Raw genomic sequence first — 26,075 nt, 5'->3', positions numbered from 1 at the left:
CATACTTAGGTAGAGATGGAACACTCCCGGAAGGCAATGTACAAAAAAGAGAGCAGTAGACCTATAAGCCGGGTTCTGTACCACTTGACTTCCTCGAAGCAATAAGCGGTGTCTGTCATTTATCTGTTCGTCGAGTCTCCTCGCGAATCAAGCGATCTACCCCCCAACCTCAGGCGAGCAACCCTCAAACGTTGGTATACATGATCTTACAACCCACAAGGCGTACGGCCAGAGCCATCGCTGACCCTGCCGGTGAGCTCTTACCTCACCTTTTCACCCTTACCATGGCAAGCCATGGCGGTTCTTCTCTGTTACGCTACTCTGCCCTCACGAACGGCTACCCGTTAGGTAGTGTGGTGCTCTACGTTGCCCGGACGTTCCTCCCCAACTCTCTAAAGTCGGAGCGACAGACCGGTCTACTGCTTTTCTTTTTTATTCCAGAGCAAAGATACAAACGGACTCCGGGAATACAATTAGAGATAGGCCCTTATGAATGAGACGGGCTATGTCAAAATCGGATTTTGCCTCAGCCTCATCTTTGTTTGGGAGGCAAGCCAAAGCCTTTCCTCAATACGCAATGCACGGACAGATCAAAAAGGCTGTTACAGCTGCTTTCCACGAAAACGTTATATCCTCATGGCAGTCCTTCTCATGAGCCCGGCAAAGAGCAGCCGAATGATCGAGATGAAGTCAAGAAGCTCTTTTTTGCCCCTCCCAAAGTGATATGTTTTGTAAATTCCGCTTGGAACGGGAATCGGGAAAAAAGGGGGAAAAAAGACCTCTCTATATGGGTAGACACACCTCCCTTTTAGGCACTTCAGATTGGTCTCCCAGAACATCGATGAATAGGACATTCTGAGAGGGTCAAAATTCTCTCCTGAGAAAAATTTTGCTCTCTCCTGTGTTAGCGAAAATTCTCTCAGGAGAGAATTTTTGTTTTCTCCCGTGTCAGCAAAAAATACCTCCCGTCAGCATCAAAAAAGGGAGAGAAAACCCTCAGAAAAAGCCCCTCTATTTGGGTGGAAAAACATAGGGCAAAGAAAATATATTTATACAATAATATACGTAACAACACTTCTCAATTAGACTTCTCAATTAGTAATTTTCGAGGTTTGCATATTCCAGCACCAAGAGCAATATCACTTTACAACTTGCTCGTATCGGTTCTTTATTTTATGTTTGCTCATAGTTTTTGTATTCGGGTGTGGATGCAAGATTTGACCAAGAGGGCGATGAGGTTACTACTCCAGAAGGACTAGCCTCAACAAAAAGAGATTCACATCCGTTGTGTTTGTAATATTGAAGAAGAACCGAAAGAGTATGAAGAAGTCGATATTAATTTCCGTCCTTTTTGCAGCTTTTATAGGTACAACTGGTGCTCAAAACAAATTTCAGTTTAGGGCAGATGCGAACTTGAGTGCAAGCAAAATGCTCGTAAGTAATGCAGGAGAAGTTTTTGAAAATGGCTCTAAGCCGAGCAAACAATATCGATTCTCTGCTGGGGTGGATATTCCTTTGGGAACAGTTCTCTACCTCAATACAGGACTGACCTTCGCCACGAAAGGTGGCGAATTACAATATGATCTCCTCAAATTAGGAGTAAAAGAAGGGCTTATAAAAGTTCGGACAAAACAGGTGCAATTACCGGTCAATTTGGGATTTCGGTTGGCATTGGGGGATCTACTCGGGTTTTCGTTACAAGCCGGTCCATACCTAAGTTACGCTCTCTCCGGAGAGGCTAACTTCACATCTCATTTGGGCACCAACTACACAATAGGTCTCTACAGAGAATACAGCAAAGAAGAGCTTGACAATCTGGGGTTATTGATCAAAAAAGCAATCAAAAACGACGAATCATTGGCCAATCGTTTTGATTTAGGAATAGGCGCGACAGCCATAGTGGATATAGCCCGCTTTTACATACAGATAGGAGCCGAATATGGCCTCTTCAATATGCTCAACAGAGATGCCTTGGGAGACCAAATCAAAGCACTCAACAAAAAGAGCAATTCTCTGTCTATCAACAACATCAGCAGCCACATTGGTTTAGGAATACGTTTCTAAATAACTCCTATAGTTTGAAGTGAAAATTTAATCCAAAAAGTCATGAAAAAATTTCTTTTATCCGCAGCCCTCGTACTGGGCTCCGTAGCAGTAGCAAATGCACAGGTCGGCTTCAAAGTCGATGCAAACCTTGGCTTCAGTAACATTGACATCAACATCTCACAGCTAAGTCCCAAAATGATTCCGGGATATCGTGTGAGCGGAGCCGTAGAAATACCCTTTGCAGGGGATGTGTCCACAGGGCTATTCTACTTCTCCCCTGGGCTTACAGTGTTAAGCAAAGGAGCAAAGCTAGAAGCAGAGAGCTTGGCACCAGGCACCAAAATAGAAGTAACAGCAAGACCACATTATCTACAAGTACCCCTGCAGTTGGGAGCTCGCTTCCGTTTTGCAGAAAACATGGGTGTTTCTCTGCAATTTGGACCATACTTGTCATACGGATTTGCCGGCAAAGCGAAAGCAGAATTGACAAATTCAAGAGGTAAGATAGAAGAGGACATCAATTTGTTCGAGGACTCATTTATCTTGGACGGTAGCTTCAAGGTTAAAGCACCCCTCGAACGCTTTGACTACGGAGCAACGATTCAAGCTGCACTTGAGTTTTCTCGCTTCTATGCTCAAGTGGGAACAGACATCGGGTTTGCCAATGTTGCCAGCGATACCAACGAAGATACTTTGGGGAAAGAAAACAAAATAAAGAACTACGACTTCTTTGTAGGAGTCGGTATCAGATTCTAAGTTTTGCGAATTGGGATGGGATATCGTATGTCTTGATCTCTCCCCAAAAGGAAAAGCAGCTCAATCGATACTGTTGTGTTGATTGAGCTGTTTCAGTTAGCCTGAATTCGGTTGTAGTATTGTACTCACCCTTGGTACCCTCCTTCGCACAAGCTATAAACTATAACAAATCAACCAGCACTCTATCTAAAATGTACCTTCAAAAAGTCAGATACGCCGGAAATGTGTAACCCGGTTTTCTGTTCTGAAAAATCTGTTTTTGGAAGGCTACGTCCCCTTTTATTGTAGCCATGTTTTATCGATAAAAAACATGAAAAAGATTCTTCTATTCACAGTCTTTCTTTTGGGATCTGTAGTTATAACAAATGCCCAAATCAAGTTCAAAGTAGATGCGAACTTGAGTTTTAGCAATTTGGATATCAATGTTCTTGGAGCAAACCCCAAGAAAATTCCGGGTTACCGTGTAAACGGGGCAGTAGAAATGCCCTTTGCAGGCAAAGAATCTACAGGGTTGTACTATTTCTCCCCCGGGCTTTCTGTTTTGAGCAAAGGAGCAAAAATCAAAGAGCAAGGGATAACGATGGACCTTGAAGAAGGGGTAATGGAATTGACGATGCGTCCCCATTATCTACAAATCCCTCTGCAATTGGGAGCAAGGTTCAGATTCCCAAATAACTTAGGGTTTTCGTTGCAATTTGGTCCATATCTATCGTACGGTTTCGCTAGTAAGGCCAAACTAATAGAAACCGAACTATACTCCAAGGAAAAGAAAATCATAGAATTTGACTTGTTTGAGGGGAAAAAGTTAGAAGACAAGGAAATCAAACCTGCCTTCACGAGGTTCGACTTTGGAGGAACAGTTCAGGTTTCTTTTGAGTTTTCTCACTTCTACACTCAAGCAGGTACAGACTTCGGTATTGCCGATATTGCAAAAAGTATAGATATAGATAATGTAAGAATAAAGAACTCCGACTTTTTCTTGGGTCTTGGGGTCAGGTTCTAAATGACCTCTCAGGAAAGGAAGATGATTATCATTCTTATCTTTTAGCTAACAAAAACGGCGGTGTGCATAATACGTAAACGGCCTTGTTACTTGCGACATTTGGCTTCGGTTACATACTCCACGGTATGCTCCCTTCAGCCTCAGCCTTAGTACCTCACATTCTTCGCGTTCTAATATACCTAAACGGGGCTGTGGCAAAATTTGATTTTTGCCACAGCCCCGTTTAGGTATAACAATAATAACTTGCGCTATTCAATCTTGAGGTGAACCAATGAGCAAGGTCAATTCAACAAAATCTTCCACAGATAATTGCTCAGGACGTTTGTTTAGTAGCTCTACGAGCAAAGATTTTTCTTCGGGTGGTAAAAGCGATTTCAGTGAATTGCGCAAAGTCTTACGTCTTTGGTTAAAAGCAGTCTTCACAACCTGCTTAAACAAAGCCTCGTCACAACCCAAGGTCTGTCGGTCATTTCTACGAAGTCTAATCACCCCACTCTTCACTTTGGGAGGAGGAGAAAATACATATTCATCCACCGTAAACAAATATTCCACATGATACCAAGCCTGCAGCAATACAGACAGAATTCCATAGGCTTTCGGTCCGGGAGGAGAGGCCAAACGTAGAGCGACCTCCCTCTGCAACATACCCGTACAAAGAGGTATTTGATCCTTATAATCGAGCAAGCGGAAAAATATTTGAGAAGAGATATTGTAGGGGTAATTGCCTGTAAGACAGAAATGCTGTCCCTTTGGAAAAAGTGTTTTCAAATCCAAACGAAGGAAGTCGGCCTCTAAAAATCGGCCATCCAAGCCGGGGAAACGTTGGTGTAAATAAGTGATACTTTCTCTGTCCAACTCTACGGCATAGAGATCATGTCCTTTCTTTAGCAAGAAATCAGTAAGGACTCCCATACCTGGGCCAATTTCCAAGACTGGCATCTGCCCTACAGCCTCATCGGCAGTCGATGCAATACGCTCTGCTACAGATAAGTCTGTGAGAAAATGTTGCCCCAAATGCTTCTTAGCCCTAACGAGTCCCTTATCTTTCAAATTGTACATATCTTTGTGGTACTGGATGTGCGAAGATACCACTATTATGCCGCTGCGCTAATCTTGGGAGGTCCGGTAGCAAAGAAAATTTAAGGTATGAAGCAAACGAACAGCCCTAAAGTCTCCCCGCTGCGGTCATTGACCAAAGTCATCATCCCGCTCTGTTTTGGAGTACTTATATTGTGGTTGGTCTATCGCAATTTAGATTTAGAGGAAGTTCAAGAAGCTCTAAACCGAGGTTTTAACATCTGGTATATCCTCCTCTCTCTCATCTTTGGCTTGGCGGCCAATGTGGTGAGAGGTTTACGCTGGCAACTTCTTATTGAACCGGTCGCCACCCCCAAACCCAAAGCTCTCAATGCAGTACTAACAACCCTCGGCACTTACACAGTGAATATGGCCCTCCCCAGAGCAGGGGAGCTCTGGCGCTGCGCAGAAGAAGGGCGTTACGAACGCTTACCCTTCGCTCAACTTCTGGGAACTCTTTTCATGGATCGCATCATGGACTTGGTGGCTGTAGGATTAATATTTCTGGGAGTATTGCTTGGAGCCGGAGACTTCCTTTTCCGTTTTTTTGCTGATAATCAGTCCTCTTTTGGTGTTCCCGGCATTGCTACTATCTTCAGTTCCATGTGGCTCTATGTAGGATTTGTTATTCTTGTTGTGGGAACCCTTGTGAGTTACAAATACCTGCGACAGACCAAACCGATGAAAAAACTCGTCGAAATGGTATCGAAGGTCATTCAAGGTCTCTACTCCATTTGGCATATGAAACGCAAGTGGCTATTCCTTCTCTACACCGTACTTCTTTGGCTAGGATACTTCTTGTACTTCTACACGACTTTCTTTGCCTTTGGCTTCACCTCCAACTTGGGCTTTGGTGTTGGATTGGTAGCCTTCACAATGGGTAGTATTGCCATGGCCGTACCGGTGCAAGGTGGTATTGGGGCATGGCACTTCATGGTTATCAATACACTCACTTCTTACGGAATAGCAAAAGTCGATGCGGCTACATTCGCATTGGTTGTCCATACAATACAAACCCTATGGATTACGATTGTAGGGTTCGTGTCAATCATGCTTCTGCCTCTTGTGAACAAGGGCTACAACCGAGTCTCATCGCATCCAGAAGTCTAGTACACACAAAAACAATCTTAATAAATCGATTTTGTTATGGCTACAGAGATCAAATCACTCCAACCGGCAGCCGTATGGTCGTATTTCTACGAGCTTACTCAGATTCCTCGTCCGACATTTCATTGCAAAGAGGTCGGCGAATATATTTATCAAGAGGGATTGAGATTGGGACTGGAAACTCACAGGGATGATATCGGCAATGTGATTATCCGCAAACCTGCTACTCCTGGGATGGAGAATAAGCCGGTTGTCACTCTTCAGGCGCACATGGACATGGTACCGCAGAAAAACTCGGATGTAAACCACAACTTCGAGAGCGACCCGATAGAAGCCCATATAGACGGAGAATGGGTAAAGGCCAAAGGAACGACACTCGGGGCTGACAATGGCATAGGAGTGGCTTATGCTCTGGCGATTATGGCAGACAAAACTCTCAAGCATGGCCCAATCGAAGCTCTGATTACTGTAGATGAAGAAGTGGGTATGGACGGAGCGAATAATTTGCAACCGGGGTTCTCTCGCGGAAACATCCTACTCAATATAGACTCGGAAGTAGAGGGTTCTCTCTTTGTCGGCTGTGCCGGAGGAGTCGACGTAAATGTCTCTCTCGAATACAAAGATGATTGTCCTGTACCTAATTCAGATACAGGAGTTAAACTAAGCCTGAAAGGGCTCAAAGGAGGACATTCGGGAGTAGATATACATCTGGGTAGAGCCAATGCCAATAAGCTGATGTGCCGATTCCTCAAAGAAGCAATAGAGTTTTATGGAGCACGCCTGTCTTGGCTTGATGGAGGGTCTCTGCGAAATGCAATACCTCGAGAAGCAACAGCAGTTATTACATTGCCCAACGAAGATGTGGCAGGACTTTGGGAATTGGTATCCGATTATCAAGATCTCTTCCGTCAGGAGTATAAAGGGATTGAAGACAAAATCTCTTTCACAGCCGAACGAGTAGAATGTCCCGAACATCTCATTCCCGAGGAAATCCAAGATGCACTGGTCAATGCAGTAGAAGCCTGTGTCAATGGTCCAATATCCATGTTGCACGATTTCCCAGGCACAGTAGAATCAAGTACCAATCTGGCCAAGCTAAAGGCTGCAAATGGAAAAATAGAGCTCTGTTTCCTTGTACGGAGTTCCAGTGAATCTCGAAAAATGTGGGTGGCTTCCGCCATCGAAAGTGCTTTCCGCTTGGGTGGCTTTGCCGTCGAATTTGACGCAGCTTACAATGGTTGGCAACCAAACATCGAAAGCCATGCCCTTGAGGTGATGAAAAAAAGCTCTGCCAAAATATTTGGCTACGAACCCAATGTATTGGTGATGCACGCTGGATTGGAGTGTGGAATCATTCAGGGTGTAATGCCGGATATGGATATGATCTCGGTAGGCCCCGAAATACGTCACCCACATTCTCCAGACGAAAAAGTTCACATCGAGTCTGTAGAACGGGTATGGCGTGTATTAGTGAACGCATTAGAACAGTTCTAACGAATCTCAAACATAAAGTCGGCTTGGAGCTGATGAAACCTTTTTACAATGGACTAAAAACCACATCAAGATGAAAACAGCTTATGTTTTCCCCGGACAGGGGGCACAATTCGTAGGAATGGGGAAAGACCTCTACGAACAAAATGATATCGCTCGTGGCCTATTTGATACAGCCAATAAGCAACTTGGGTTCAATATCACAGACATCATGTTTGCCGGTACAGCCGAGGAACTCAAACAGACCAAAGTGACTCAACCTGCAGTTTTCTTGCATTCAGTTGCTCTGGCTCTCTCTATGGGAGAGGAACTCAAGCCAGATATGGTGGCCGGACACTCTCTGGGAGAATTCTCTGCTTTGGTTGCAGCTGGAGCTTTGACGTTTGAGGAGGGACTGAATCTGGTAAGTCGTCGTGCTCAAGCCATGCAAAAAGCTTGTGAAATATGTCCCTCCACCATGGCAGCCATCTTGGGGCTACCTGATGAACAAATCAAAGAAATCGTAGCACAAGTAAAGGATACAGTGGTGGCAGCCAACTTCAACTGTCCTGGGCAAGTAGTCATATCAGGAACAATAGAGGGAGTGGATACTGCCTGTGAACTCCTCAAGGCAGCAGGAGCCAAGAGGGCTCTCAAATTAGCCGTGGGAGGAGCTTTCCATTCTCCGTTGATGGAACCTGCACGCGAAGAATTGGCATCAGCTATCGAGCAGGCCAAATTCAACAAACCAATTTGCCCTATATACCAAAATGCAACAGCAGCTCCTTCTTCTGATCCGTCAGAGATCAAGGAACACCTTATTGCTCAACTCACAGCTCCAGTACGTTGGACAGAGAGTGTAGAGCATATGATTGCCGATGGAGCTACCAAATTTATCGAATTGGGTCCGGGAGCAGTATTACAAGGATTGGTAAAGAAAATAGACCGTTCCATCGAAGTTGAAGGAAGACAGTAGGCGTAAACTAAGGGATTCAAACAAAACCAAAGAGAGTGCTGTAGCGTTTTGCTCACAGCACTCTCTTTTTTATCGATATAAGACATATAAGACCTTGCATAACACAGTACTCACTACCTCTTCATTATCGATATTCAGGTTTGATTACCTACCCTCTTGAAGTCCGCCTATCCTCCAACCACTTTTGATTTATCGAATTTCTTGATATCTCTACATGCTCGAAGTATGCCTCCTCCTTCTCCTATGTCTGAAAGCTGCGAATAACTGAAAATTCCACTACAAGGAATTCGGAGGAACAGAGAGAAAAGGCAAGGAATCCCTTCTAAAAACAGATAGGTTTTACTTATACATTTGCCTGTAAATTCCTGCGATTTCCTTTGATCTCATCAGGTCAGAGAACAAGGATTTGGCTGCATACATTTGCACCGAAAAGAGAAAAACGACAATTAAAAACGATATTGATATGAGATTTACCGCCATCGACACCTCCGCTTGGGAGGAACTGAAAAAGAGCATCGAAGAACTGGCTCTTTGCATGAGAGAACATTTTGGCGCGAAACCCGAAGTCCCCGACCTGTTGCACAACGGGGACGTGTGCCGAATACTGAACATCAGCAAGCGAACGCTCCAACACTATCGGGACACGTCCGTGTTACCCTTTATCCAAATCGGGCATAAGTGCTATTACAAACGTGAGGATGTGGAAGCACTCCTCGAAAAGTCGAACCGAAAGATACAATGATTATGGAACACGAAATCGTAGACAAAGAAACGCCCGAAATGAAACAACTCATCTCAGGCATCAAAGAAGTGAGCAAACGCCTTCGGGAGATTGCCCAAACGCACCGTCCGCTGTTCGGAGGAGAAATTTACCTTACGGGGCGAGAAGTCTGCGAACGCCTTTTCGTCAGTCCTCGTACCTTGCAGGACTATCGGGACAAGGGCATTATTCCCTACACCCAAATCGCGGGGAAAATACTCTATCGCATATCTGACCTGCAACGAATTTTGAAAGAGAATTATCTGAGATAATGAGATAAAGCATACGGAAGAGGCTAATTTGTTAAAGTCGTGTTAATAGACTTTTCAGCGCTTGAAAACATCGCAAGAAACAACTATACTTGCATAATAAATATACGAAACTCATTGATTGTCGAAAGATTCCTATATCGGAAATTAAACAATTCGGAGTAAGTGGTCGTATACTTAATTTATTCATAAATAATTACGAATAGTATGAGAAAAATCTTGCTTACAACGCTACTCGCACTATCAACATTGTTTGCCTATAGTCAGAATCTTTATACCAAGACTTTCGGGAATCACACGAATAGGGCTATTATATTCCTTCATGGAGGTCCTGGATATAACAGTGCAAATTTTGAATTCACTACCGCTCAACAACTTGCTGATCGTGGCTTCTATGTTATTGTATATGATAGACGAGGAGAGGGACGGAGTAGAGCTTCTGCTCAATTCACTTTCAAGGAAACCTTTGATGACTTAAACTATATTTATCAAAAATACGGTCTTTCTAAATCAACGCTAATAGGTCATAGTTTTGGCGGTGTGATTGCGACATTATTTGCTGAGAAATATCCTGAAAAAATAGAATCACTTATTCTCGTAGGGACACCTGTTTCTTTGCAATCGTCGTTTAAAACTATTCTACAAAAGTCAAAAAATATTTACCAAACAAAGAAGGATAGCGTAAATCTGAACTATATTTCTATGCTTGAGAATATGGATAACGCAAGTCTTGAATATTGTTCTTATTGCTTTATGCACGCAATGCAAAATGGCTTTTATCATCCTAAGAATCCAACGGCTGAAGCCCAAAGTATTTATGAGAAATTTAAGACCGATTCCTTGTTGATAAAGTATTCTTCTCAGGCTTCGCCAGAGGCTGTAAAAGGTTTTTGGGCAAATGAAAAATACACAACTATCGACATTACAGCAAACATCAAACATCTAAAGACAAAAAATATGAACATTTATGGTCTGTATGGAAAAGACGATGGACTCTATTCACCTGATCAAATCAAGAACTTGCAAGATATATTAGGCAAAAACAATGTTATATATATGGATAATTGCTCTCATAATGTGTTTGTTGATCAACAGTCTTTATTTATTCGCAAGGTGCAAAGTTGGACAAAATAAAAAGTGGTTCCTGATACAAAAATGAGATAGACGGCAAAATCTCTTGACACATTCAGTATGTAAACATAAATAGATACCGCATATAGAGAAAATAGAAAGGAGCTTGCTCGTATTTATGAAGCAAGCTCCTTATATTTATACCAACTCTACAATATTCCTTTTTATATCAATCTATCCATATCCTTTGCAATCTTTTGGTCGGTGATTTGGGTGTAGATTTGCGTGCTGGAGATGGAGGCGTGTCCCATCATCTTGGCAATGCTCTCCATCGGAATACCTGCCTCCAAAGTCAGCGTGCCGAAACTGTGGCGAGCGAGGTGGTAGCCCAGCGGAGTGCGAATGCCACACGCCAAGCCCACGGCTTTGAGATGGGTTAGTAGTTTGCCCTTGCTCATCGTATCGGGAAATATCTTATAATCCCCCTTGCTCTCCTCCTTAGTGTAAAGCGAAAGTATCTGCTCCGCTATCGGATGCAAGGGTATCAGACTCTCCACTTCCGTTTTCTGTCTTGCCTTGCGGATATAGCGCTTCCCCTCACTGTTCGTTTCGATTTGCGAAGCTCGCAGGCTCTGTAAGTCAGCAAATGCCAAACCCGTAAAGACAGAGAAAAGAAACATTCTTCGGCTTAGTTCTGCCCCTTCGTCCTGCAATGGGAATGCCAAGAGCTTTGCCACATCGCCTTTGCTCAAGAAACGAGATTTGCGCTCCACGGCTTCATACTTCGCCCTCTCAAAAGGATTGAAGCGTATTGTGCCTTGACTGACGGCTCGATACATCAACCGACTCAACCAACAGAGATGCCCGTTTATCGTTGCAGGGGCGTAGCCCTCCTTCTTCAGGTGGAAACGATAATCATCAAAGAAATTCATCGTAAGAGCCGTTAGGGGAATATCCTCCTCGCCACGACTTCGCACAAAGGCATTGAGTTGCCTGTCTGAACACCGATTGTTGCTATACGTCCCCTCACTCTTGCTTTCTCGTTGAGCTTTCAATTCCTCCGTACTAAGGGCGAGAAGTGTTGTCGGAGTTCTCCCGATGCCTTGCAAGTAGTTCTTCAGAAGCTCGGCACTCACCGCTCCATATTTGTAGAGCAAGGTGTTGTACCCCTGTTCGATTTCCTCCCGAAAGGTTTGCAGGCGTTGGTTGGTCTTCTTGTCCGTCGTTTCCCTTCGCTTCACGCTCCAATCGTGGGGAGTGGTGCTTTCGCCTGTAGTTATCACCACGTTCGCTCCGTCTATGGTGATACGGCAGAGGATTGCTGTTGTGCCGTCTGCCTTGGTCTTGTACTTATTGATATAGAATAGGATTTTGAAGGTACTGCGCATAATCTTTTCGTCTGCTGTATGAATGGTAATTACTTTATCTCCCAAAGCTCCTAAGCTTTCGGACAAAAGCTTTATTGCTTTCTCGGAAAAGCTTAGGTGCTTTTGAGGGTATATTCTTGAATGTCACAAAGAGAGTTGTAAATCTTCGGTGAAAGAGAGAAACCGCTCGAACTCATCGAAGAGTTTCTTCGGGGTAACGTGGGCATATCGCTCGGTTGTTTGGATATTGCTGTGCCCCAACATTCGGCTTACCGTTTCGATGGGGACACCTCGTTCCAACGTTATGAGCGTGGCAAAAGTGTGGCGACCGACGTGTGCCGAAAGAGGAATGGAGATACCTGCCCGAGGTTGCAGGGCTTTAAGCTGGACACGGTAAGCAGGATAAGCAATGGGAGCGAAGAGCGTGGTACGTTCATCCGATTGATACCGCTCTATCAAACGAATTGCTTCAGGCAAGAGCTTCACACGACAAAGGGTATTGGTCTTTTGCCTGCGAAACTTTAGCCACAACGCCCCTTCATCATCCGTAAAGAGGTGTTCCCGATTCAGCGCAATCATATCGCAATAGGCTACACCCGTAAAGCAAGAAAAGAGAAAGAGATTGCGGGCGGTTTCCAACTCCACCTCATACGGCTCAAAAGTCAAGCTCTGCAACTTATCCAATGAAGCCCTATCCAAAGCACGAGGTTGTTTGTTCTCTCCTCGTTCAATCTGTATGTGAGCGAACAATTGTCGTTCGGTTAATCCTTCCCGATACGCCAAACGGCAGACTTTCTTCACGGCTAATGCCATCTTATGATAGTAGGCTTGCGAATGTCCCAGCTTCCCAACAGAATAATGTTGCAAACATTCCAAGAAATCTTCTTCCATCTGTCCGAAAGGAATGTCAGCCGTGTGGTACTTCTCTCCAATAAAGACTTGCAAATATTTACGGATAGTATAGTAACTACTCATAGTCGTAGCCTTTATTTCGATGCCCACCTTTTGCTCCATCTCCTTGACCATTCGGTCGTATCGTTCCAAAAAGGTGATTTGAGTTTGCATACTCCCTTGGAACTGCTCCTTGATGTCTGTCGCTGTAAATGCAATTCCTCGCTCGCAAAGTACACGATAAGCCGACTGCACCGAGAGAAGCAAGCGTTCCAACTTGCCATTCGTTGCCACCGCTTCACGGCTTTTGCCGTTCAGTCTGCTCTCACGAGCATTCCACAACTTCGGGTCGCACGAGAGTTTACAACTGAATTGGGCGATGGTTCGCCCGTAAGTTATACGCCCCATTATCGGAGCCTGTCCCGACTTGTCCAATCCGCTCTTTTTCAGGTAGAGCAACACCTTGAATTTGTCTGTTTGCATACGCTTCTTTATTATGGGCAAAATTACCCGTTACCGAAGCGTTTTCAGCTACGCAAAACATTGTGGTACAAAGAATAAGAACCGTAACGACAGAAAGGCGAATTACCGAACACTCTTCCGTCTGTTACTTTCTCTTGCCTCTTCGTTACCATTAGAGAAATGGACTAACGATTTGGTAACGGAACTTCTGCATAAATCCACATCTTCTGCTCTTTACACTCCAATGCAATCCATCGCAAAATTCCGAAAATCCCTCTCATTCTCATTCACTTACCTTCCATCCTCACCCTAATGCCCTTTCCGCTGATAGTTCCTTACCATACCTGAACTCCATCCCTTGTATCTCTCATTTTTTCCTTGATTACACCATTCTGAAAAGACTGATCAAAAGGGCATGAATAGACACTTGGGTACCTATTAACTATCTCGGTAATCAAAACATTGACCAAGTACACTGTCGGTACTTATGCAAAAATTCCCCCTTTGCCACCATGTAGCAAAGGGGGAACTCTCTATAATCCCTTCTATAAATTGGCCTACCACATTTACTCGCTCTCAGCGTAAAAAGAGCATGAAGAAGGAAGCCAAAAAGGTTCTTTCTTACTTAAGAACATCTTTCACCATATCGTTGGGAACCATTTCTTCCTGGAAAGTATAGGCACCAGTCTTGGGAGACTTCACCATCTTAATTACTTTCGAATAGGAACGGCTCTCCCCTTGCTTAAACGTAGCAACTGCTTTCTTTGCCATGAGTCAAAACCTCCTCTTACTTAATTTCCTTATGAACGGTCATGCGCTTCAGAATCGGATTGTATTTCTTGAGTTCAAGGCGCTGAGTCGTATTTTTCCTGTTCTTAGTAGTGATATATCTGGAAGTACCCGGCATACCACTTTCCTTGTGCTCGGTACACTCAAGTATGACTTGTACGCGATTACCTTTTGCTTTCTTTGCCATAGCCTCCTTATGCCTCCATAGTGTTTATTCTGGTCAGATAGCCTTTCTCTGCAGCTCTTCTGAGTGCGGCTTCCAGACCGATCTTATTTATTAGGCGCAAGCCTGCTGCTGACACCTTAAGTACAACCCAACATTGTTGCTCCACCCAAAAGAACTTGCGGGTAAAGAGATTCACATTGAAAGAACGCTTGGTGCGGTGCTTTGAGTGCGACACATGGTTGCCGACCATAGCCTTCTTTCCCGTGATTTGACACATCTTAGACATATCTTTATTTCTTATCGTTATTTGTTTACCAATATCACATACCTGTGGCACTACACCCATAGCATCACTGAGGAGGCTCACAAATCATCAGAAGTGCAAAGTAAGCTATATTTTCCTACTCACACAACCTCACTATACACACAAACACCCGACACTCTGCGGGTCTCATCCCCTCAAAGGAGCAAGTTGGCACCAAGAGACCTCAAGGATTACAAAGAATTACAAACAAGAGGTCGAAACAGAGGAAATGGAAAATCCGACAGCCAAGGAAGAAAGTCAGAAAAATAACAAGCCTTCCCTAGCAGTCAGATCAATCTCCTATCAACGAACCGTGTATTCGTCAGATACAGAGAGTTTTGCACGTCCTTTGGCTCTTCTGGAAGCCAATACCCGACGACCATTTGCAGTGGCCATTCTCGAGCGAAACCCGTGCTTGTTTTTACGCTTCCTATTCGAAGGTTGGAATGTCCTTTTCATTTTCTTTTATCAGTTATGCTTTTACATCTTCCGTATTGAAGTGCAAAGGTAGGGATCAATTCTTAATTATGCAAAGTCTTTAAGGGATTGGTAGAGCAAATGAACAGGCAACCCCATTACATTGTAGAAAGACCCCTCCACGTGATGAATGCCTACATACCCAATCCATTCTTGGATTCCATAAGCTCCAGCCTTATCATAGGGACGATAGTGATCTAAATAAAAATCAATCTCTTCCGAGCTGAGTTTCTCAAAACAAACTTTGGAGCAGCATGAAAAGGATTCCTGTTTTTCAAGAGAAGTAATACTCACTCCGGTCACCACGATATGCTCTTTTCCGCTGAGCTTTTTGAGCATACTCTCGGCTTCGCTGCGATCTTGAGGTTTACCTAAAATCTCTCCTTCTATAATCACAACTGTATCAGCCGTAATCAACAGAGTACTTGCCTGCATTCGCTCACGGTAAGCGGTTGCCTTAAGACGAGAAAGAAATAGAGGGACTTCTTCCAAAGGCAAAGAATCGGGATAAACCTCCTCTATGTCAGGAAGAGAAATCTGGATAAATGGGATATCAAGCCCGGCGAGCAGCTCTCGGCGACGAGGAGATTGTGAAGCTAAAACGATCTGATAATCCGAGAGAAAATCTTTCAACATAGCACACATTATTTTACCATCCCCATCCTTCTCCATTGGCCCACCGACCTTGTGCCTTGAGGGTTTGCTCTATCACATCGCGAACAACACCTTGCCCCCCGGCATAGCGAGAGATATAGCCAGCAACAGCTTTCACCTCCGGGACAGCATCCTGTGGTGCTACTGGCAACCCAACTGCCTGCATAATTTCCAAATCGGGAATATCATCCCCTACATAAATCAATTGCTCAGGATTAAGCCCCGTGGCATCCAGCAAATCTTTCAAACAATTGAGCTTACTCCTCACCCTCATATATACATAAGGGATACCCAGATATCTGGCCCGCTCACGCATAGCAGGACTTTCTCCTCCCGATATTATTGCCAACACATAGCCCTGCTTAGCTGCATACTGCAGAGCGTAACCATCTTTGATATTCAGAGTCCGCTGGGCTTCTCCCTCAGCTGTCATAGGGACGACCGAGCAACTAATCACTCCATCCATATCAAACACAAATCCGGCAATCTTTGTTAAATCGTATGGTATACTACTCACTTCTTTTTCTATTTAGACTCATTATGGATTCCGACATCAAATGATAAACCTGTTTAGAGTACCCTTCTGGCAGCATTTCCAGATGACGTTTTATGGTCTCAGTGTCATATCTAGCTGCAGGTCCGGTCTGAGCCTCTCTCGCAGGCATTCGCTGTACTTTGGCCGCAGTTTCTGATATAAGTGGAGCAAGAGCTTCCGGAGAAAGGCTTGCTCCCGACAAAATCTCCTCGGATAAACAGTATAAATGATTGACAAAATTACAGGCAAAAACAGCTGCCAAGTGAAGTTGCCTCCTCTGTTTTTCAGAGGCAAAAGAAACTTGAGAGCTAAGAATCTTGCCAACCGATGTCAAAAAATCGCATGCCGCCTGTGTACAGCCCTCTACATACAGGGGGATTGTCGAAAAGTCCAATCCTCGGTCCTTACTAAAAGTCTGCAAAGGATAAAGGACTCCACTGTCAGCATGATGTTTATGCAAAACCTCCATACTGATACTGCCAGCAGTATGTGCCCAAATACCTCTTGTTGCAGGAAGTGATTCGGCCAACGAAGCTATAGCATTGTCACTAACAGTAAAAAGATACAAATCTGCCGTCCGAATCAGTCTGTCGGTCGTAAAGATCAAATCTGGCTTATTCGACAATCTCTCCAGAAGAGAGAGACCATTCTGAGGGGTACGACTATACACCTGAGAAACGGGAAGCCCTACCCTCTCCAAGCCCAAAGCAAAATGAGTAGCAACATTACCACTACCCAATAGGACAATCTGCAAGTCAGGCCGGTTCATGATCCTCTTCTTTGCTATCCATATAGGCTCCAATATGCACTCGCTCCCAAAGCAACTCAGATTCCGGACGAGGCTCTTTATCCTCACCCTTATGCCCAATCGCAATGATAGCCAACACCTGCAACTGCAGTGGAATACCAAGTAACAGGCGAATATACTCTGCAGACTCCTGCCCGTTGACCGTGAGAGTATCGACTATTTGACACCAACACGAGCCCAAACCCAAATCTTCAGCCTGCAGTTGTATGTAAGAAGCCGCAAGCACAGCATCTTCAAACCAATGGGCAGAACAAGAGGGATCACCCAGCACAACAATTGCAATAGGAGCCTCTCTCAAAAATGCAGCTCCTTTCTCTCTAACCACAGACATTTTGCTAAGCATTTCTCGATCCTCCACTACAATGTATTGAGGGGAGTGCCTATTCCTGCTGGATGGAGCCCGAAGAGCGGAGGCCAAGAGAAGCTGAACATCCTTCGGACTAATTGGCTCATCGGTATACTTACGAATAGAACGCCTACGACAAGCCAAAGAATAAAAAGACTGATCTTTCATGGAGCTAATGTATAAAGAAAGTGCGCAGTTCTTCACCACGCACTCTCCTTTTCTATCAAAGTTTCCGCCAAAGAGAAAAACTCGGCGAAAGCAATCTATAAATGGATTATTCTACAAAAGAGACCCAGTTGTGCACATCAGGTTCATCTCCATACTGTATAGCGCGCAGCTTATGATAAAGCTCTTCACAGCGCTTACCTGGCTTTCCATCCTTACTAATCACATAGGTACGATTTTCGTCCGGATCATCAATACGCAAAATCGGGCTAATTACCGCTGCCGTACCACAAGCTCCGGCCTCCTCGAATGTAGCCAATTCTTCTTCCAATACCTTACGACGCTCAACCTTCATACCAAGATCTTCAGCCAACTGCATCAAGCTCTTATTGGTAATAGAGGGCAAAATAGAGGAGCTCTCCGGTGTGATATAAGTATTGTCTTTAATTCCAAAGAAATTGGCTGGGCCACACTCATCAATGTATTTCTTCTCCTTAGCATCCAGGAATAAGGGAGCAGAATATCCCATATCATGAGCTTTCACTGTCGGAATCATACCTGCAGCATAGTTTCCGCCAACTTTGATTGTACCCGTACCTAATGGAGCAGCACGGTCATAACCACGCAAAATAACCATCGGAGTCGGCTTAAAACCTTCCTTGAAATAGGGTCCTACAGGAGAAACAAAAACAATAAAGAGATACTCAGGAGCCGGCTTAACCCCTACTTGTTCACCAAGCCCCAAGAGCAAGGGACGAATATAGAGAGAAGCTCCGCTTTCGTAAGGAGGCACAAAACGCTCGTTGAGTTTGACAGCCTTCTTGCAGGCAGCTTCGAATATTTCAACAGGTAGATTTGCCATTACGACACCCTCACAAGAGCGTTGCATACGCTTGGCATTCTCTTCGATACGGAAGATACGAATCTTACCATCCTTACCACGGAAAGCCTTAAGTCCTTCAAAAGCTTCTTGTCCGTAGTGCAAACAAGTAGCTGCCATATGGATGTTGATATGCTCGTCGGAAGAAACTTCCAACTCACCCCACTTACCATTCCGATAATAGCAACGCACATTGTAGTCAGTCTTCATATAGCCGAAACCGAGCTCTGACCAATTGATATTCTCCATTTTCTTTTGAATTTAGATGTGGATTGGTTTAACATAATCTGTCTGCACCCGGAGAAACTCCTCCAAAGTGCTTTTCTACCTTCCACAAAGGTAGTCTTTTAGTTCTGTATTTATCACCCAAAAACAGATTAAAAAAAACATTGCTCAAAGGGAAGCATTATACAATCTCATTTGAGTGTATGAGTAAACAGAAATAAGCCTAGCCCACATTGAGCCACAGACTCCTCTAAAGTTATTGCTTGTCTTCTAAGCAGTAGAAAAAAAAGAAACTGCATAGGGCGAGTTACATACTTGCCTCATGCAGCTTCCAGCCCTTGTGTAAAAGGAAAAATTCGAGCTTAACGCACTCTTTCCACAATAGCCTTGAATGCTTCGGGATGATTCATAGCCAAATCGGCAAGAACTTTGCGGTTAATCTCAATCCCACTTTTGTGCAGAGCACCCATCAGACGAGAATAGGACATCCCTTCCAAACGAGCAGCTGCATTGATACGCTGTATCCACAAAGCGCGGAAGTTCCGTTTCTTATTTTTACGATCACGGTAAGCATAGGTAAGACCCTTTTCCCAAGTATTCTTGGCTACGGTCCAGACATTTTTACGGGCACCAATATACCCACGTGTCAGCTTGAGAATTCTTTTTCTTTTAGCTCTCGAAGCTACATGATTGACTGATCTTGGCATAATTCTAAATGTTTGTGATAGGCAGCGGTCGGAGTTAAATCACTACGGCTCTTCTTGGCTGACCTCTCTGTTATAAAATCTGTTCGTTACTCTTGATCAAAGGGGTTATCTCACACACAAGAGTTCCTTCACACGCTTCTCATCAACCCTATCCAACACTGTGAACTTTGTCAGATTGCGCTTCTGTTTCTTTGTTTTCTTGGTCAGGATGTGACTTTTGAAAGCGTGCTTACGCTTGATTTTACCGGATCCGGTAAGGGCAAACCTCTTTTTGGCACCGGATTTAGTCTTCAATTTAGACATTTGCTTGTTACTTAAATATTAAACGTTTACGCCTCGAAGACAAAGGCAACAGCCTAAGCCCCTACGGCCTTTATCTTTCTTATTCTTCACTTCTTTGGGCTTCTTCTGAAAGAGAAGCCACACCATCCTTGCCTGTGACAGGTTGAGGTTCTTTTTTCGTACTACCCGGCTTCTTAGGAGCCAACATAATGGACATACGTTTGCCTTCAAGTATAGGCATCTGCTCTACTCGACAGTAATCCTCAAGGTCATTGGCAAATCGCAACAACAGCACCTCACCCTGCTCCTTAAACAGAATAGACCGCCCACGAAAGAATACAAACGCCTTAACTTTAGCTCCAGACTCCAAAAACTCCTTCGCATGCTTGAGCTTAAAGTTATAGTCATGATCATCCGTCTGAGGGCCAAAGCGAATCTCTTTGATCACAACCTTGACGCTCTTAGCCTTTTGTTCCTTCAGGCGTTTACGCTGCTGGTAAATAAATTTCTGATAGTCTACGACCCTACAAACCGGAGGTTTGGCCGATGGAGAGATCTCCACCAAGTCGAGGTCCTGCTCTTTTGCTATCTTGCGAGCCTCCTGGATAGAGTATACCCCCTGCTCCACATTGTCGCCCACCAAACGCACTTCCCGAACACGAATATCCTCATTTATCCGGTACTGATCTTTCTGCCTTGCTTCTACCATTCAGTATCTATTAGTCATTGAGCTTGCAGGTTTTTTAGTTCTTTGTCCTATCATACCTCTACACAAGCCCTACTCTTATTCTTTTGTATTTCTCGTAGAGTCGTTTTCTATCAACACATTTACTCTGCGGAAGTTTCGGTCAAATCTGCCTGCCAAGCATTGACCATTGCATCCACTTCACCACAGATTTGCCCGGCAAAGGTAGTCAATTTCACCGTACCTCTATCTCCTTCTCCTTGTTTTCTCACAGAGACCTCCTCATTTTGCTCCTCCTGCTCCCCTACAATCAACATATAAGGAACACGTTTGAGCTCATTGTCTCGGATCTTTCGACCAATCTTTTCGTTGCGATCATCCACCTGCACACGAATATCAGCCTCATTAAGCTGGCGAGCCACCTTATAAGCATACTCATTGAATCGCTCACTAATCGGAAGTATCACCACCTGGTCAGGAGTCAACCAAAGGGGAAATTTACCAGCAGTATGTTCGATAAGAACAGCTATAAAACGCTCCATAGAACCAAAAGGTGCACGGTGAATCATCACAGGTCTATGCTTGCGGTTGTCTTCTCCGGTGTATTCCAACTCAAATCGCTCTGGAAGGTTGTAATCAACCTGAATCGTACCCAGTTGCCACTTACGTCCCAAAGCATCCTTAACCATGAAGTCTAACTTTGGACCATAGAAAGCCGCTTCTCCGTATTCAATGACAGCTGGTAAGCCTTTTTCCTGACAAGCCTCGATAATGGCACGCTCTGCTTTCTCCCAATTCTCCTCGCTACCGATATATTTCTCACGATTGACCTTATCTCTCAAAGAGATCTGTGCTTCAAAATTCTTGAAGTCCAAAGCCTTGAAAATGATGAAGATAATATCCATCACCTTGCAAAATTCTTCCTTAATTTGGTCTGGACGACAGAACAAATGTGCATCATCCTGAGTGAAACCACGCACACGAGTCAGACCATGGAGCTCTCCACTCTGCTCATACCTATACACAGTGCCAAACTCGGCCAAACGCACAGGAAGATCTCTATATGAGTGAGGTATAGCTTTATATATTTCGCAGTGATGGGGACAATTCATGGGTTTGAGCATGAATTCCTCTCCTTCCTGAGGCGTGGTTATAGGGCGAAAAGAATCTGCTCCATACTTGGCATAGTGCCCGGAGGTAACATAGAGTTTCTTGTTTCCTATATGAGGGCTCATCACCTGCTGATAACCGAAATGCTTCTGAATGCGCTTGAGAAAATCTTCCAACTTGAGCCTGAGTTGAGTACCTCTGGGCAACCACAACGGCAACCCTGCTCCTACGTTTTGAGAGAACGTAAAAAGCTCCAACTCCTTTCCAATCTTGCGATGATCTCTCTTCTTGGCCTCTTCAAGCATCTGCAGATACTCATCAAGCATCTTTTTCTTTGGGAAAGTAATCCCATATATGCGTGTCAGCTGCTTACGCTTCTCATCCCCTCGCCAATAAGCTCCGGCCACGTTGAGCAGTTTAACAGCTTTGATAAGTCCCGTATTGGGTAAGTGAGGACCACGACAAAGGTCGGTAAAATTGCCCTGTGTATACAATGTGATTGTGCCATCGGCCAACTCACTTATCAGCTCTACCTTGTATTCATCGTTCTTCTCCTGAAACATCCGGAGGGCATCTGCCTTGCTTATATCCCGACGAACAATAGGTTCCTCCTTGGCTACCAATCGACGCATACATTCCTCTATACGAGGCAAATCTTCTTCTTTAATAATGGCAGTACCCGGGTCTACATCATAGTAAAAGCCCTGCTCAATAGCTGGACCAATACCGAACTTGATGCCTGGATAAAGTTCCTCAAGAGCTTCGGCCATCAAGTGAGCACTTGAGTGCCAGTAAGCATATTTACCCTCAGGATCCTCCCACTTATACAACTTCACAGATGCATCGGAGAACAACGGTCGTTGCAAATCAAAAATTTCACCGTCGACACCGGCAGCTAAAACTTCCTTTGCCAAACGAGGGCTAATACTCTCTGCTATCTGCATCGGAGTAGTTCCGACCTCATATTCCCGAATGCTACCATCAGGGAACGTTATCTTTATCATGTTCATTATTAGTTTCTGATGTGACATTTTCGAGAACAAAGGTACTACAAATACCATTCGGGATTTTCATCTCATCTCTTTTACTCTTCTCAGTCACATTGAGTATCAATATGCCAAGCTCGGCAACAGAGGAACAGCCATTTGCCAAATCGCCATTCCGGCTGCTACAGATACATTGAGAGAGTGCTTAGTGCCAAACTGAGGGATTTCCAAACAGCAATCACACAAATCAATCAACGATTGCTTGACCCCAAAAACTTCATTACCCAAAATCAGGACATAGCCTTTTCCTCGCTGTGCATTCAAATCCTGTAGAAGTAAACTCCCCTCGGCTTGCTCCAATGCACAAATACGATAGCCCTTTTCTATATACCGGAATACGGCTTCATGCGGATCTGTAATCTTCTCCCAGCAGACACTATCCTCCGCTCCAAGAGCAGTTTTATGAATATCAGGATGGGGAGGACAAGCTGTAATACCACACAGCAAAACAGCCTCCAGGCGAAAAGCATCAGCAGTGCGCAATATTGATCCGACATTGTTCATAGAACGAATATCATCCAACAACACCACAATAGGCAATTTATTAAACTGCCGAAAGGTCTCTACACTGAGGCGTTGTATTTCTGTAATTTTCAACTTCCGCATGCCAATATCTCCTTTACAGCCTCTGCCATGGCTTCCATTTGTCTTTTGGGGGTTGAGGTGGCCCCACATATACCTATTGACCGGGGAATAGGCATTAACTGCTCGATAGACAATTCTTCCGGCGAACTCAAAAATACAGATCTGGGATTTGAGTCTTGACAATGAGCAAATAGCACTCGCCCATTGGAGCTTTTCTTTCCAGCGACAAAAAGAACCAAACCATGTTTGGCTGCAAATTCTCGAATGTGAGGGATACGGTTGGAGACTTGCCTACAGATTGTATCATAATGCTCAAAACGTACGCCGGGCTTGAGCCATTGTCCTATCAACTCTATGATTTGAGCATAGTCTTCCAGCCCCTTCGTTGTTTGAGAAAAGAGTAGTACAGGTCTTTCTCTATCTATGCTCTCTATCTCTTGTGGATTCTCGATCACCAGGGCATCTCCTTCACATTGACCTACCAAACCATTCACCTCAGCATGCCCTCGCTGGCCAAAAATAACAATCTGAGCACATATTTCCCTGGTAGAATCGTAAGCTCTACGAATACGTCGCTGTAAAGCCAATACCACAGGGCATGTAGCATCGACAATCTTCAGATGTTGCCTCTCTGCCATTCGATAGATCGACGGAGGCTCTCCGTGCGCTCGAAGCAAAACCTTGGCATCTCTCAATTGCTCTAAGTCTTGATAGGAAATCGTACACATTCCTCTGGCCTCTAACCTCTCTACTTCCTGACTATTATGCACAATATCTCCCAAGCAATAGAGCGTCTCTTTACTCTTCTCCAACTCTTTCTCCACTGAACGAATGGCGTTGACTACGCCAAAACAAAAGCCTGAGCCCTCATCTATTTCGACAATAGGTATCACAGCCGGCTCACAATCTCTTTGTATCTGTCTATCAGCCATTGGCTTTGTTCGGGGATTGTCATTTGAGAATTATCTAATACAAGTGCATCTTGAGCCTGCACAAGTGGAGACACGGCTCTGTGAGAGTCAATATAATCTCGCTCATTGATATTGGCTAACACTTCCTCCAATGTTGTAGCGGTATTACCTTTACTGCGCAACTCATCAAGACGGCGCTGTGCCCGGACTTCCGGACGGGCTGTTACAAAAACCTTCATTTCGGCTCGAGGGAAAACTGTAGTACCAATATCTCGGCCATCCATCACGATACCTTTCTCCTTCCCCATAGCCTGTTGTTGGCTCACCATGGACGAACGAACAAAAGGGATAGCACTAATTGGACTGACTCTGGAAGAGACTTCCATACTGCGAATTTCCTGCTCCACATCAATACCATTGAGCAAGGTATGCGATCGACCTTCTTCGGGGAAAAACTGAAATTCTATATGCAGATCTTTCATAGACCTCTGCAAAGCATCTTCATCCGGACTACCGTCTTCTGTCCATATTCCCTGCTGCAAACTATAGAGGGTCACAGCTCTATACATGGCTCCCGTATCTATGTACACATAACCAAGAGCTTTGGCCAAATCTCTCGCCATCGTGCTTTTGCCACATGAACTATGCCCATCAATGGCTATGATAATGCGTTTGTCCTTCATCGAATATAAATATCTCTACCTGTGATTAGCTATTACAATTCTTGCAGTCTCTTGCCAAGAGGCATACTCAAGCTGAGCATGATTGAGAGTACGGATGGGTGAAAAGATGTGGCAGCCAGCTGTATATCCAACTTCGAGGTACGTAGTCCTGCGCCCAATGAAAATCCGGATAAGGCTCCACCGTTCTGCACTCGCAGGTCTTCAGCCAAAGCCGGATTATAGGAGGCAATCAGATTAAAACGTTCTCCGGGTTGAAATTCCAGACCCAACAACAAATGTCTCAATCCCCGTCTAAGAAGAGGACGGCTCCTATCTCCCCACATACGAGGATTAAGATTATGGACAAGAAAATGGACTCTGAAAGGAGCATGCGAAAGCCCCTGACTCATTCCTAACTGTATGTCCCATGGCAGAAGCTCCCGTTCTTTGTGGAATCCTTTCAACTGCGTTCCAATATTAGTTGCAGCAATAGCCAAAGAGAGATCATTCTCATCATTATAATAGCTGACTCCAACATCGGCTCCAACACCAAAAGAAGAATAGGTGTCAATGTGGGAATACACGCCCTTTAGGCTTATACCTCCACGAAAATAGTAAGACAAATCATAAGCGTAAGTCGCCTGTAAAGCTAGATCAGTAGCAGCAAAATGCCCGGTAGGAAGCCCTTGTGCATCATAGCCTGCCATACGACCATATTGGACAAAACGCCCTCCTACAGCCCAAGCTCCACGCTCGTGCCAATCTTGACCATAAAGAACCGATCCGGCATGAGCCGAACCTATATAATTCAAATAAGAGAGAGCTAACTTTCCTCTCATTTCCTGACCATACAATCCGGGATTAGAAAATACCATGGCCGGGTTCTCGCTGATATAAGAAACTGTGCGTCCACCAAGAGCTGCTGCTTCAGCCGAAGCCGGTAGCTGCAGAAAACCATATACTTCCTTCTTAGACAGCTGTTGAGCTGATGCTGATATGTGAGGAGCAAGCAAAAACACTCCCCAAACAAGGAGAGCGACAAAGAGGTGAAACAGTGTTCGCTTATTCATACTCGCAAAGATAACACAACAGATGGCTTGTATCCCCTCTCGACAGAGAATACTCCCTCTCTCTCATTTTGGAGTGCCGAATATGATAAACGGAGTAGGGAGTAAAGAATCAAAGCAATAAACGGAGTAGAGCAATAAAGATCAGCATGTAATAGAAAGAGAGGGTTAGAAGTTGGGGTATATAGCGGGAGGAATAGATAAGGAAATAGTTAGAGCAATTGTTTGTAGTAGCATTCAGGCTGTGTTTTCTCTACCTCTTGCTTTCCTTCGCTCTTGAGGAAAGAAGAGAAGCAAGAGAAAGAGGTTAGAGAGGAAAGAGAGAGGAAAGAGAGAGAATAAAACAGCGGGAACAGCGCGGGCGCGGTCTAAAAAAGAATAGCGGGTAACAAGTCTTACAACTCATCACCCGCTAT

Annotated in this window: 29 protein-coding genes and 1 other RNA gene; 9 read left to right on the top strand and 21 right to left on the bottom strand. The window is 44.4% G+C overall.

What is annotated here, in order from left to right:
- Positions 1-48: 48 nt before the first annotated feature.
- Positions 49-423: RNase P RNA component class A (rnpB, locus tag B5D48_RS06345), an RNA gene on the bottom strand.
- An 897-nt stretch (positions 424-1,320) separates the two neighbouring features.
- Here rnpB and B5D48_RS06335 point away from each other — a divergent pair.
- The 3 genes from B5D48_RS06335 to B5D48_RS06325 all read left to right on the top strand — a co-directional run bounded on the left by B5D48_RS06335 (position 1,321) and on the right by B5D48_RS06325 (position 3,805).
- A complete protein-coding gene (locus tag B5D48_RS06335) occupies positions 1,321-2,064 on the top strand; it encodes an outer membrane beta-barrel protein (protein ID WP_023938319.1) in 744 nt (247 codons plus the stop codon).
- A 42-nt stretch (positions 2,065-2,106) separates the two neighbouring features.
- Complete coding sequence (locus tag B5D48_RS06330; protein WP_023938320.1) at positions 2,107-2,802, top strand: porin family protein; 696 nt, start codon at positions 2,107-2,109, stop codon at positions 2,800-2,802.
- A 310-nt stretch (positions 2,803-3,112) separates the two neighbouring features.
- Positions 3,113-3,805 carry a porin family protein gene (locus tag B5D48_RS06325; RefSeq protein WP_023938321.1) on the top strand — a complete coding sequence of 231 codons (693 nt, stop codon included), beginning with the start codon at positions 3,113-3,115 and terminating at the stop codon, positions 3,803-3,805.
- A gap of 252 nt (positions 3,806-4,057) precedes the next feature.
- Here the strand turns inward: B5D48_RS06325 and rsmA are convergent, their stop codons facing one another.
- Positions 4,058-4,864, bottom strand: a complete 807-nt coding sequence (gene rsmA, locus B5D48_RS06320) for a 16S rRNA (adenine(1518)-N(6)/adenine(1519)-N(6))-dimethyltransferase RsmA (RefSeq protein ID WP_036889434.1) — start codon at positions 4,862-4,864, stop codon at positions 4,058-4,060.
- Between the two features lie 87 nt (positions 4,865-4,951).
- Here rsmA and B5D48_RS06315 point away from each other — a divergent pair, with 87 nt between their 5' ends.
- The 6 genes from B5D48_RS06315 to B5D48_RS06290 all read left to right on the top strand — a co-directional run bounded on the left by B5D48_RS06315 (position 4,952) and on the right by B5D48_RS06290 (position 10,598).
- A complete protein-coding gene (locus B5D48_RS06315; protein ID WP_023938553.1) occupies positions 4,952-5,992 on the top strand; it encodes a lysylphosphatidylglycerol synthase transmembrane domain-containing protein in 1,041 nt (346 codons plus the stop codon).
- A 36-nt stretch (positions 5,993-6,028) separates the two neighbouring features.
- The gene (locus B5D48_RS06310) at positions 6,029-7,483 is read left to right on the top strand and encodes an aminoacyl-histidine dipeptidase (RefSeq protein ID WP_023938552.1); all 1,455 of its coding nucleotides are present in this window, start codon (positions 6,029-6,031) and stop codon (positions 7,481-7,483) included.
- 70 nt (positions 7,484-7,553) lie between these two features.
- A complete protein-coding gene (gene fabD, locus B5D48_RS06305; RefSeq protein ID WP_023938551.1) occupies positions 7,554-8,435 on the top strand; it encodes an ACP S-malonyltransferase in 882 nt (293 codons plus the stop codon).
- Positions 8,436-8,898: 463 nt separating this feature from the next.
- On the top strand, positions 8,899-9,177 hold the full coding sequence (locus B5D48_RS06300; RefSeq protein WP_042120557.1) for a helix-turn-helix domain-containing protein: 279 nt from the start codon (positions 8,899-8,901) through the stop codon (positions 9,175-9,177).
- A gap of 2 nt (positions 9,178-9,179) precedes the next feature.
- Complete coding sequence (locus tag B5D48_RS06295) at positions 9,180-9,467, top strand: helix-turn-helix domain-containing protein (RefSeq protein WP_023938549.1); 288 nt, start codon at positions 9,180-9,182, stop codon at positions 9,465-9,467.
- Between the two features lie 204 nt (positions 9,468-9,671).
- The gene (locus B5D48_RS06290; RefSeq protein WP_023938547.1) at positions 9,672-10,598 is read left to right on the top strand and encodes an alpha/beta hydrolase; all 927 of its coding nucleotides are present in this window, start codon (positions 9,672-9,674) and stop codon (positions 10,596-10,598) included.
- Between the two features lie 161 nt (positions 10,599-10,759).
- On the opposite strand, the gene B5D48_RS06285 is transcribed toward B5D48_RS06290, so the two are convergent.
- From B5D48_RS06285 to porQ, 19 genes are all read right to left on the bottom strand, one after another.
- Positions 10,760-11,923, bottom strand: a complete 1,164-nt coding sequence (locus B5D48_RS06285; protein WP_042120555.1) for a site-specific integrase — start codon at positions 11,921-11,923, stop codon at positions 10,760-10,762.
- A 123-nt stretch (positions 11,924-12,046) separates the two neighbouring features.
- The gene (locus tag B5D48_RS06280; RefSeq protein WP_023938543.1) at positions 12,047-13,276 is read right to left on the bottom strand and encodes a site-specific integrase; all 1,230 of its coding nucleotides are present in this window, start codon (positions 13,274-13,276) and stop codon (positions 12,047-12,049) included.
- Positions 13,277-13,876: 600 nt separating this feature from the next.
- The gene (locus B5D48_RS06275) at positions 13,877-14,026 is read right to left on the bottom strand and encodes a DUF4295 domain-containing protein (protein WP_023938542.1); all 150 of its coding nucleotides are present in this window, start codon (positions 14,024-14,026) and stop codon (positions 13,877-13,879) included.
- A 16-nt stretch (positions 14,027-14,042) separates the two neighbouring features.
- On the bottom strand, positions 14,043-14,231 hold the full coding sequence (gene rpmG / locus B5D48_RS06270) for a 50S ribosomal protein L33 (RefSeq protein WP_023938540.1): 189 nt from the start codon (positions 14,229-14,231) through the stop codon (positions 14,043-14,045).
- A 7-nt stretch (positions 14,232-14,238) separates the two neighbouring features.
- On the bottom strand, positions 14,239-14,496 hold the full coding sequence (rpmB, locus tag B5D48_RS06265) for a 50S ribosomal protein L28 (RefSeq protein WP_023940480.1): 258 nt from the start codon (positions 14,494-14,496) through the stop codon (positions 14,239-14,241).
- 321 nt (positions 14,497-14,817) lie between these two features.
- Positions 14,818-14,973 carry a 50S ribosomal protein L34 gene (gene rpmH / locus B5D48_RS06260; protein WP_023938534.1) on the bottom strand — a complete coding sequence of 52 codons (156 nt, stop codon included), beginning with the start codon at positions 14,971-14,973 and terminating at the stop codon, positions 14,818-14,820.
- Between the two features lie 66 nt (positions 14,974-15,039).
- Positions 15,040-15,663 (bottom strand): Maf-like protein, encoded by a 624-nt coding sequence (locus tag B5D48_RS06255; protein ID WP_394358633.1) that lies wholly within the window; start codon positions 15,661-15,663, stop codon positions 15,040-15,042.
- Positions 15,641-16,162, bottom strand: coding sequence for a KdsC family phosphatase (locus tag B5D48_RS06250; RefSeq protein WP_036887890.1), 522 nt, complete (start codon positions 16,160-16,162; stop codon positions 15,641-15,643). The genes B5D48_RS06255 and B5D48_RS06250 overlap by 23 nt, the downstream gene beginning before the upstream one ends.
- Entirely contained in the window at positions 16,155-16,949 is a 795-nt protein-coding gene (locus B5D48_RS06245; RefSeq protein ID WP_023938528.1) for a Rossmann-like and DUF2520 domain-containing protein, read from the bottom strand. The genes B5D48_RS06250 and B5D48_RS06245 overlap by 8 nt, the downstream gene beginning before the upstream one ends.
- Positions 16,936-17,502: a nitroreductase family protein gene (locus B5D48_RS06240; protein WP_023938526.1), complete on the bottom strand. Its 567-nt coding sequence runs from the start codon at positions 17,500-17,502 to the stop codon at positions 16,936-16,938. Before B5D48_RS06240 ends, B5D48_RS06245 begins: the two co-directional genes overlap by 14 nt.
- Positions 17,503-17,608: 106 nt before the next feature.
- Entirely contained in the window at positions 17,609-18,628 is a 1,020-nt protein-coding gene (locus B5D48_RS06235; RefSeq protein ID WP_023938524.1) for a branched-chain amino acid aminotransferase, read from the bottom strand.
- Between the two features lie 338 nt (positions 18,629-18,966).
- Positions 18,967-19,311: a 50S ribosomal protein L20 gene (rplT, locus tag B5D48_RS06230; protein WP_036887891.1), complete on the bottom strand. Its 345-nt coding sequence runs from the start codon at positions 19,309-19,311 to the stop codon at positions 18,967-18,969.
- A 105-nt stretch (positions 19,312-19,416) separates the two neighbouring features.
- Entirely contained in the window at positions 19,417-19,614 is a 198-nt protein-coding gene (gene rpmI, locus B5D48_RS06225; RefSeq protein WP_036887893.1) for a 50S ribosomal protein L35, read from the bottom strand.
- A gap of 79 nt (positions 19,615-19,693) precedes the next feature.
- Complete coding sequence (gene infC, locus B5D48_RS06220; RefSeq protein WP_023938521.1) at positions 19,694-20,302, bottom strand: translation initiation factor IF-3; 609 nt, start codon at positions 20,300-20,302, stop codon at positions 19,694-19,696.
- Positions 20,303-20,421: 119 nt separating this feature from the next.
- Complete coding sequence (gene thrS / locus B5D48_RS06215; RefSeq protein ID WP_023938520.1) at positions 20,422-22,392, bottom strand: threonine--tRNA ligase; 1,971 nt, start codon at positions 22,390-22,392, stop codon at positions 20,422-20,424.
- Positions 22,393-22,497: 105 nt separating this feature from the next.
- Positions 22,498-23,040: an RNA methyltransferase gene (locus B5D48_RS06210; RefSeq protein ID WP_023938518.1), complete on the bottom strand. Its 543-nt coding sequence runs from the start codon at positions 23,038-23,040 to the stop codon at positions 22,498-22,500.
- On the bottom strand, positions 23,028-23,951 hold the full coding sequence (locus tag B5D48_RS06205) for a 4-hydroxy-3-methylbut-2-enyl diphosphate reductase (protein WP_023938517.1): 924 nt from the start codon (positions 23,949-23,951) through the stop codon (positions 23,028-23,030). Before B5D48_RS06205 ends, B5D48_RS06210 begins: the two co-directional genes overlap by 13 nt.
- Positions 23,909-24,613 (bottom strand): (d)CMP kinase, encoded by a 705-nt coding sequence (gene cmk, locus B5D48_RS06200; RefSeq protein WP_023938515.1) that lies wholly within the window; start codon positions 24,611-24,613, stop codon positions 23,909-23,911. Before cmk ends, B5D48_RS06205 begins: the two co-directional genes overlap by 43 nt.
- A gap of 32 nt (positions 24,614-24,645) precedes the next feature.
- Positions 24,646-25,662 carry a type IX secretion system protein PorQ gene (porQ, locus tag B5D48_RS06195; RefSeq protein WP_023938514.1) on the bottom strand — a complete coding sequence of 339 codons (1,017 nt, stop codon included), beginning with the start codon at positions 25,660-25,662 and terminating at the stop codon, positions 24,646-24,648.
- Positions 25,663-26,075: the final 413 nt, after the last annotated feature.

The sequence above is a fragment of the Porphyromonas crevioricanis genome (assembly GCF_900167225.1).
In the GTDB taxonomy this organism is placed as follows: domain Bacteria; phylum Bacteroidota; class Bacteroidia; order Bacteroidales; family Porphyromonadaceae; genus Porphyromonas; species Porphyromonas crevioricanis.
This window is presented reverse-complemented; position numbering and strand designations above follow the sequence as displayed.

Bases quoted from the DNA above. Each gene is read 5' to 3' on its own strand.
- B5D48_RS06335 (WP_023938319.1), top strand. From the start codon at position 1,321: ATGAAGAAGTCGATATTAATTTCCGTCCTTTTTGCAGCTTTTATAGGT.
- B5D48_RS06330 (WP_023938320.1), top strand. From the start codon at position 2,107: ATGAAAAAATTTCTTTTATCCGCAGCCCTCGTACTGGGCTCCGTAGCA.
- B5D48_RS06325 (WP_023938321.1), top strand. From the start codon at position 3,113: ATGAAAAAGATTCTTCTATTCACAGTCTTTCTTTTGGGATCTGTAGTT.
- rsmA (WP_036889434.1), bottom strand. From the start codon at position 4,864: ATGTACAATTTGAAAGATAAGGGACTCGTTAGGGCTAAGAAGCATTTG.
- B5D48_RS06315 (WP_023938553.1), top strand. From the start codon at position 4,952: ATGAAGCAAACGAACAGCCCTAAAGTCTCCCCGCTGCGGTCATTGACC.
- B5D48_RS06310 (WP_023938552.1), top strand. From the start codon at position 6,029: ATGGCTACAGAGATCAAATCACTCCAACCGGCAGCCGTATGGTCGTAT.
- fabD (WP_023938551.1), top strand. From the start codon at position 7,554: ATGAAAACAGCTTATGTTTTCCCCGGACAGGGGGCACAATTCGTAGGA.
- B5D48_RS06300 (WP_042120557.1), top strand. From the start codon at position 8,899: ATGAGATTTACCGCCATCGACACCTCCGCTTGGGAGGAACTGAAAAAG.
- B5D48_RS06295 (WP_023938549.1), top strand. From the start codon at position 9,180: ATGGAACACGAAATCGTAGACAAAGAAACGCCCGAAATGAAACAACTC.
- B5D48_RS06290 (WP_023938547.1), top strand. From the start codon at position 9,672: ATGAGAAAAATCTTGCTTACAACGCTACTCGCACTATCAACATTGTTT.
- B5D48_RS06285 (WP_042120555.1), bottom strand. From the start codon at position 11,923: ATGCGCAGTACCTTCAAAATCCTATTCTATATCAATAAGTACAAGACC.
- B5D48_RS06280 (WP_023938543.1), bottom strand. From the start codon at position 13,276: ATGCAAACAGACAAATTCAAGGTGTTGCTCTACCTGAAAAAGAGCGGA.
- B5D48_RS06275 (WP_023938542.1), bottom strand. From the start codon at position 14,026: ATGGCAAAGAAAGCAGTTGCTACGTTTAAGCAAGGGGAGAGCCGTTCC.
- rpmG (WP_023938540.1), bottom strand. From the start codon at position 14,231: ATGGCAAAGAAAGCAAAAGGTAATCGCGTACAAGTCATACTTGAGTGT.
- rpmB (WP_023940480.1), bottom strand. From the start codon at position 14,496: ATGTCTAAGATGTGTCAAATCACGGGAAAGAAGGCTATGGTCGGCAAC.
- rpmH (WP_023938534.1), bottom strand. From the start codon at position 14,973: ATGAAAAGGACATTCCAACCTTCGAATAGGAAGCGTAAAAACAAGCAC.
- B5D48_RS06255 (WP_394358633.1), bottom strand. From the start codon at position 15,663: ATGGAGAAGGATGGGGATGGTAAAATAATGTGTGCTATGTTGAAAGAT.
- B5D48_RS06245 (WP_023938528.1), bottom strand. From the start codon at position 16,949: ATGAACCGGCCTGACTTGCAGATTGTCCTATTGGGTAGTGGTAATGTT.
- B5D48_RS06240 (WP_023938526.1), bottom strand. From the start codon at position 17,502: ATGAAAGATCAGTCTTTTTATTCTTTGGCTTGTCGTAGGCGTTCTATT.
- B5D48_RS06235 (WP_023938524.1), bottom strand. From the start codon at position 18,628: ATGGAGAATATCAATTGGTCAGAGCTCGGTTTCGGCTATATGAAGACT.
- rplT (WP_036887891.1), bottom strand. From the start codon at position 19,311: ATGCCAAGATCAGTCAATCATGTAGCTTCGAGAGCTAAAAGAAAAAGA.
- rpmI (WP_036887893.1), bottom strand. From the start codon at position 19,614: ATGTCTAAATTGAAGACTAAATCCGGTGCCAAAAAGAGGTTTGCCCTT.
- infC (WP_023938521.1), bottom strand. From the start codon at position 20,302: ATGGTAGAAGCAAGGCAGAAAGATCAGTACCGGATAAATGAGGATATT.
- thrS (WP_023938520.1), bottom strand. From the start codon at position 22,392: ATGATAAAGATAACGTTCCCTGATGGTAGCATTCGGGAATATGAGGTC.
- B5D48_RS06210 (WP_023938518.1), bottom strand. From the start codon at position 23,040: ATGCGGAAGTTGAAAATTACAGAAATACAACGCCTCAGTGTAGAGACC.
- B5D48_RS06205 (WP_023938517.1), bottom strand. From the start codon at position 23,951: ATGGCTGATAGACAGATACAAAGAGATTGTGAGCCGGCTGTGATACCT.
- cmk (WP_023938515.1), bottom strand. From the start codon at position 24,613: ATGAAGGACAAACGCATTATCATAGCCATTGATGGGCATAGTTCATGT.
- porQ (WP_023938514.1), bottom strand. From the start codon at position 25,662: ATGAATAAGCGAACACTGTTTCACCTCTTTGTCGCTCTCCTTGTTTGG.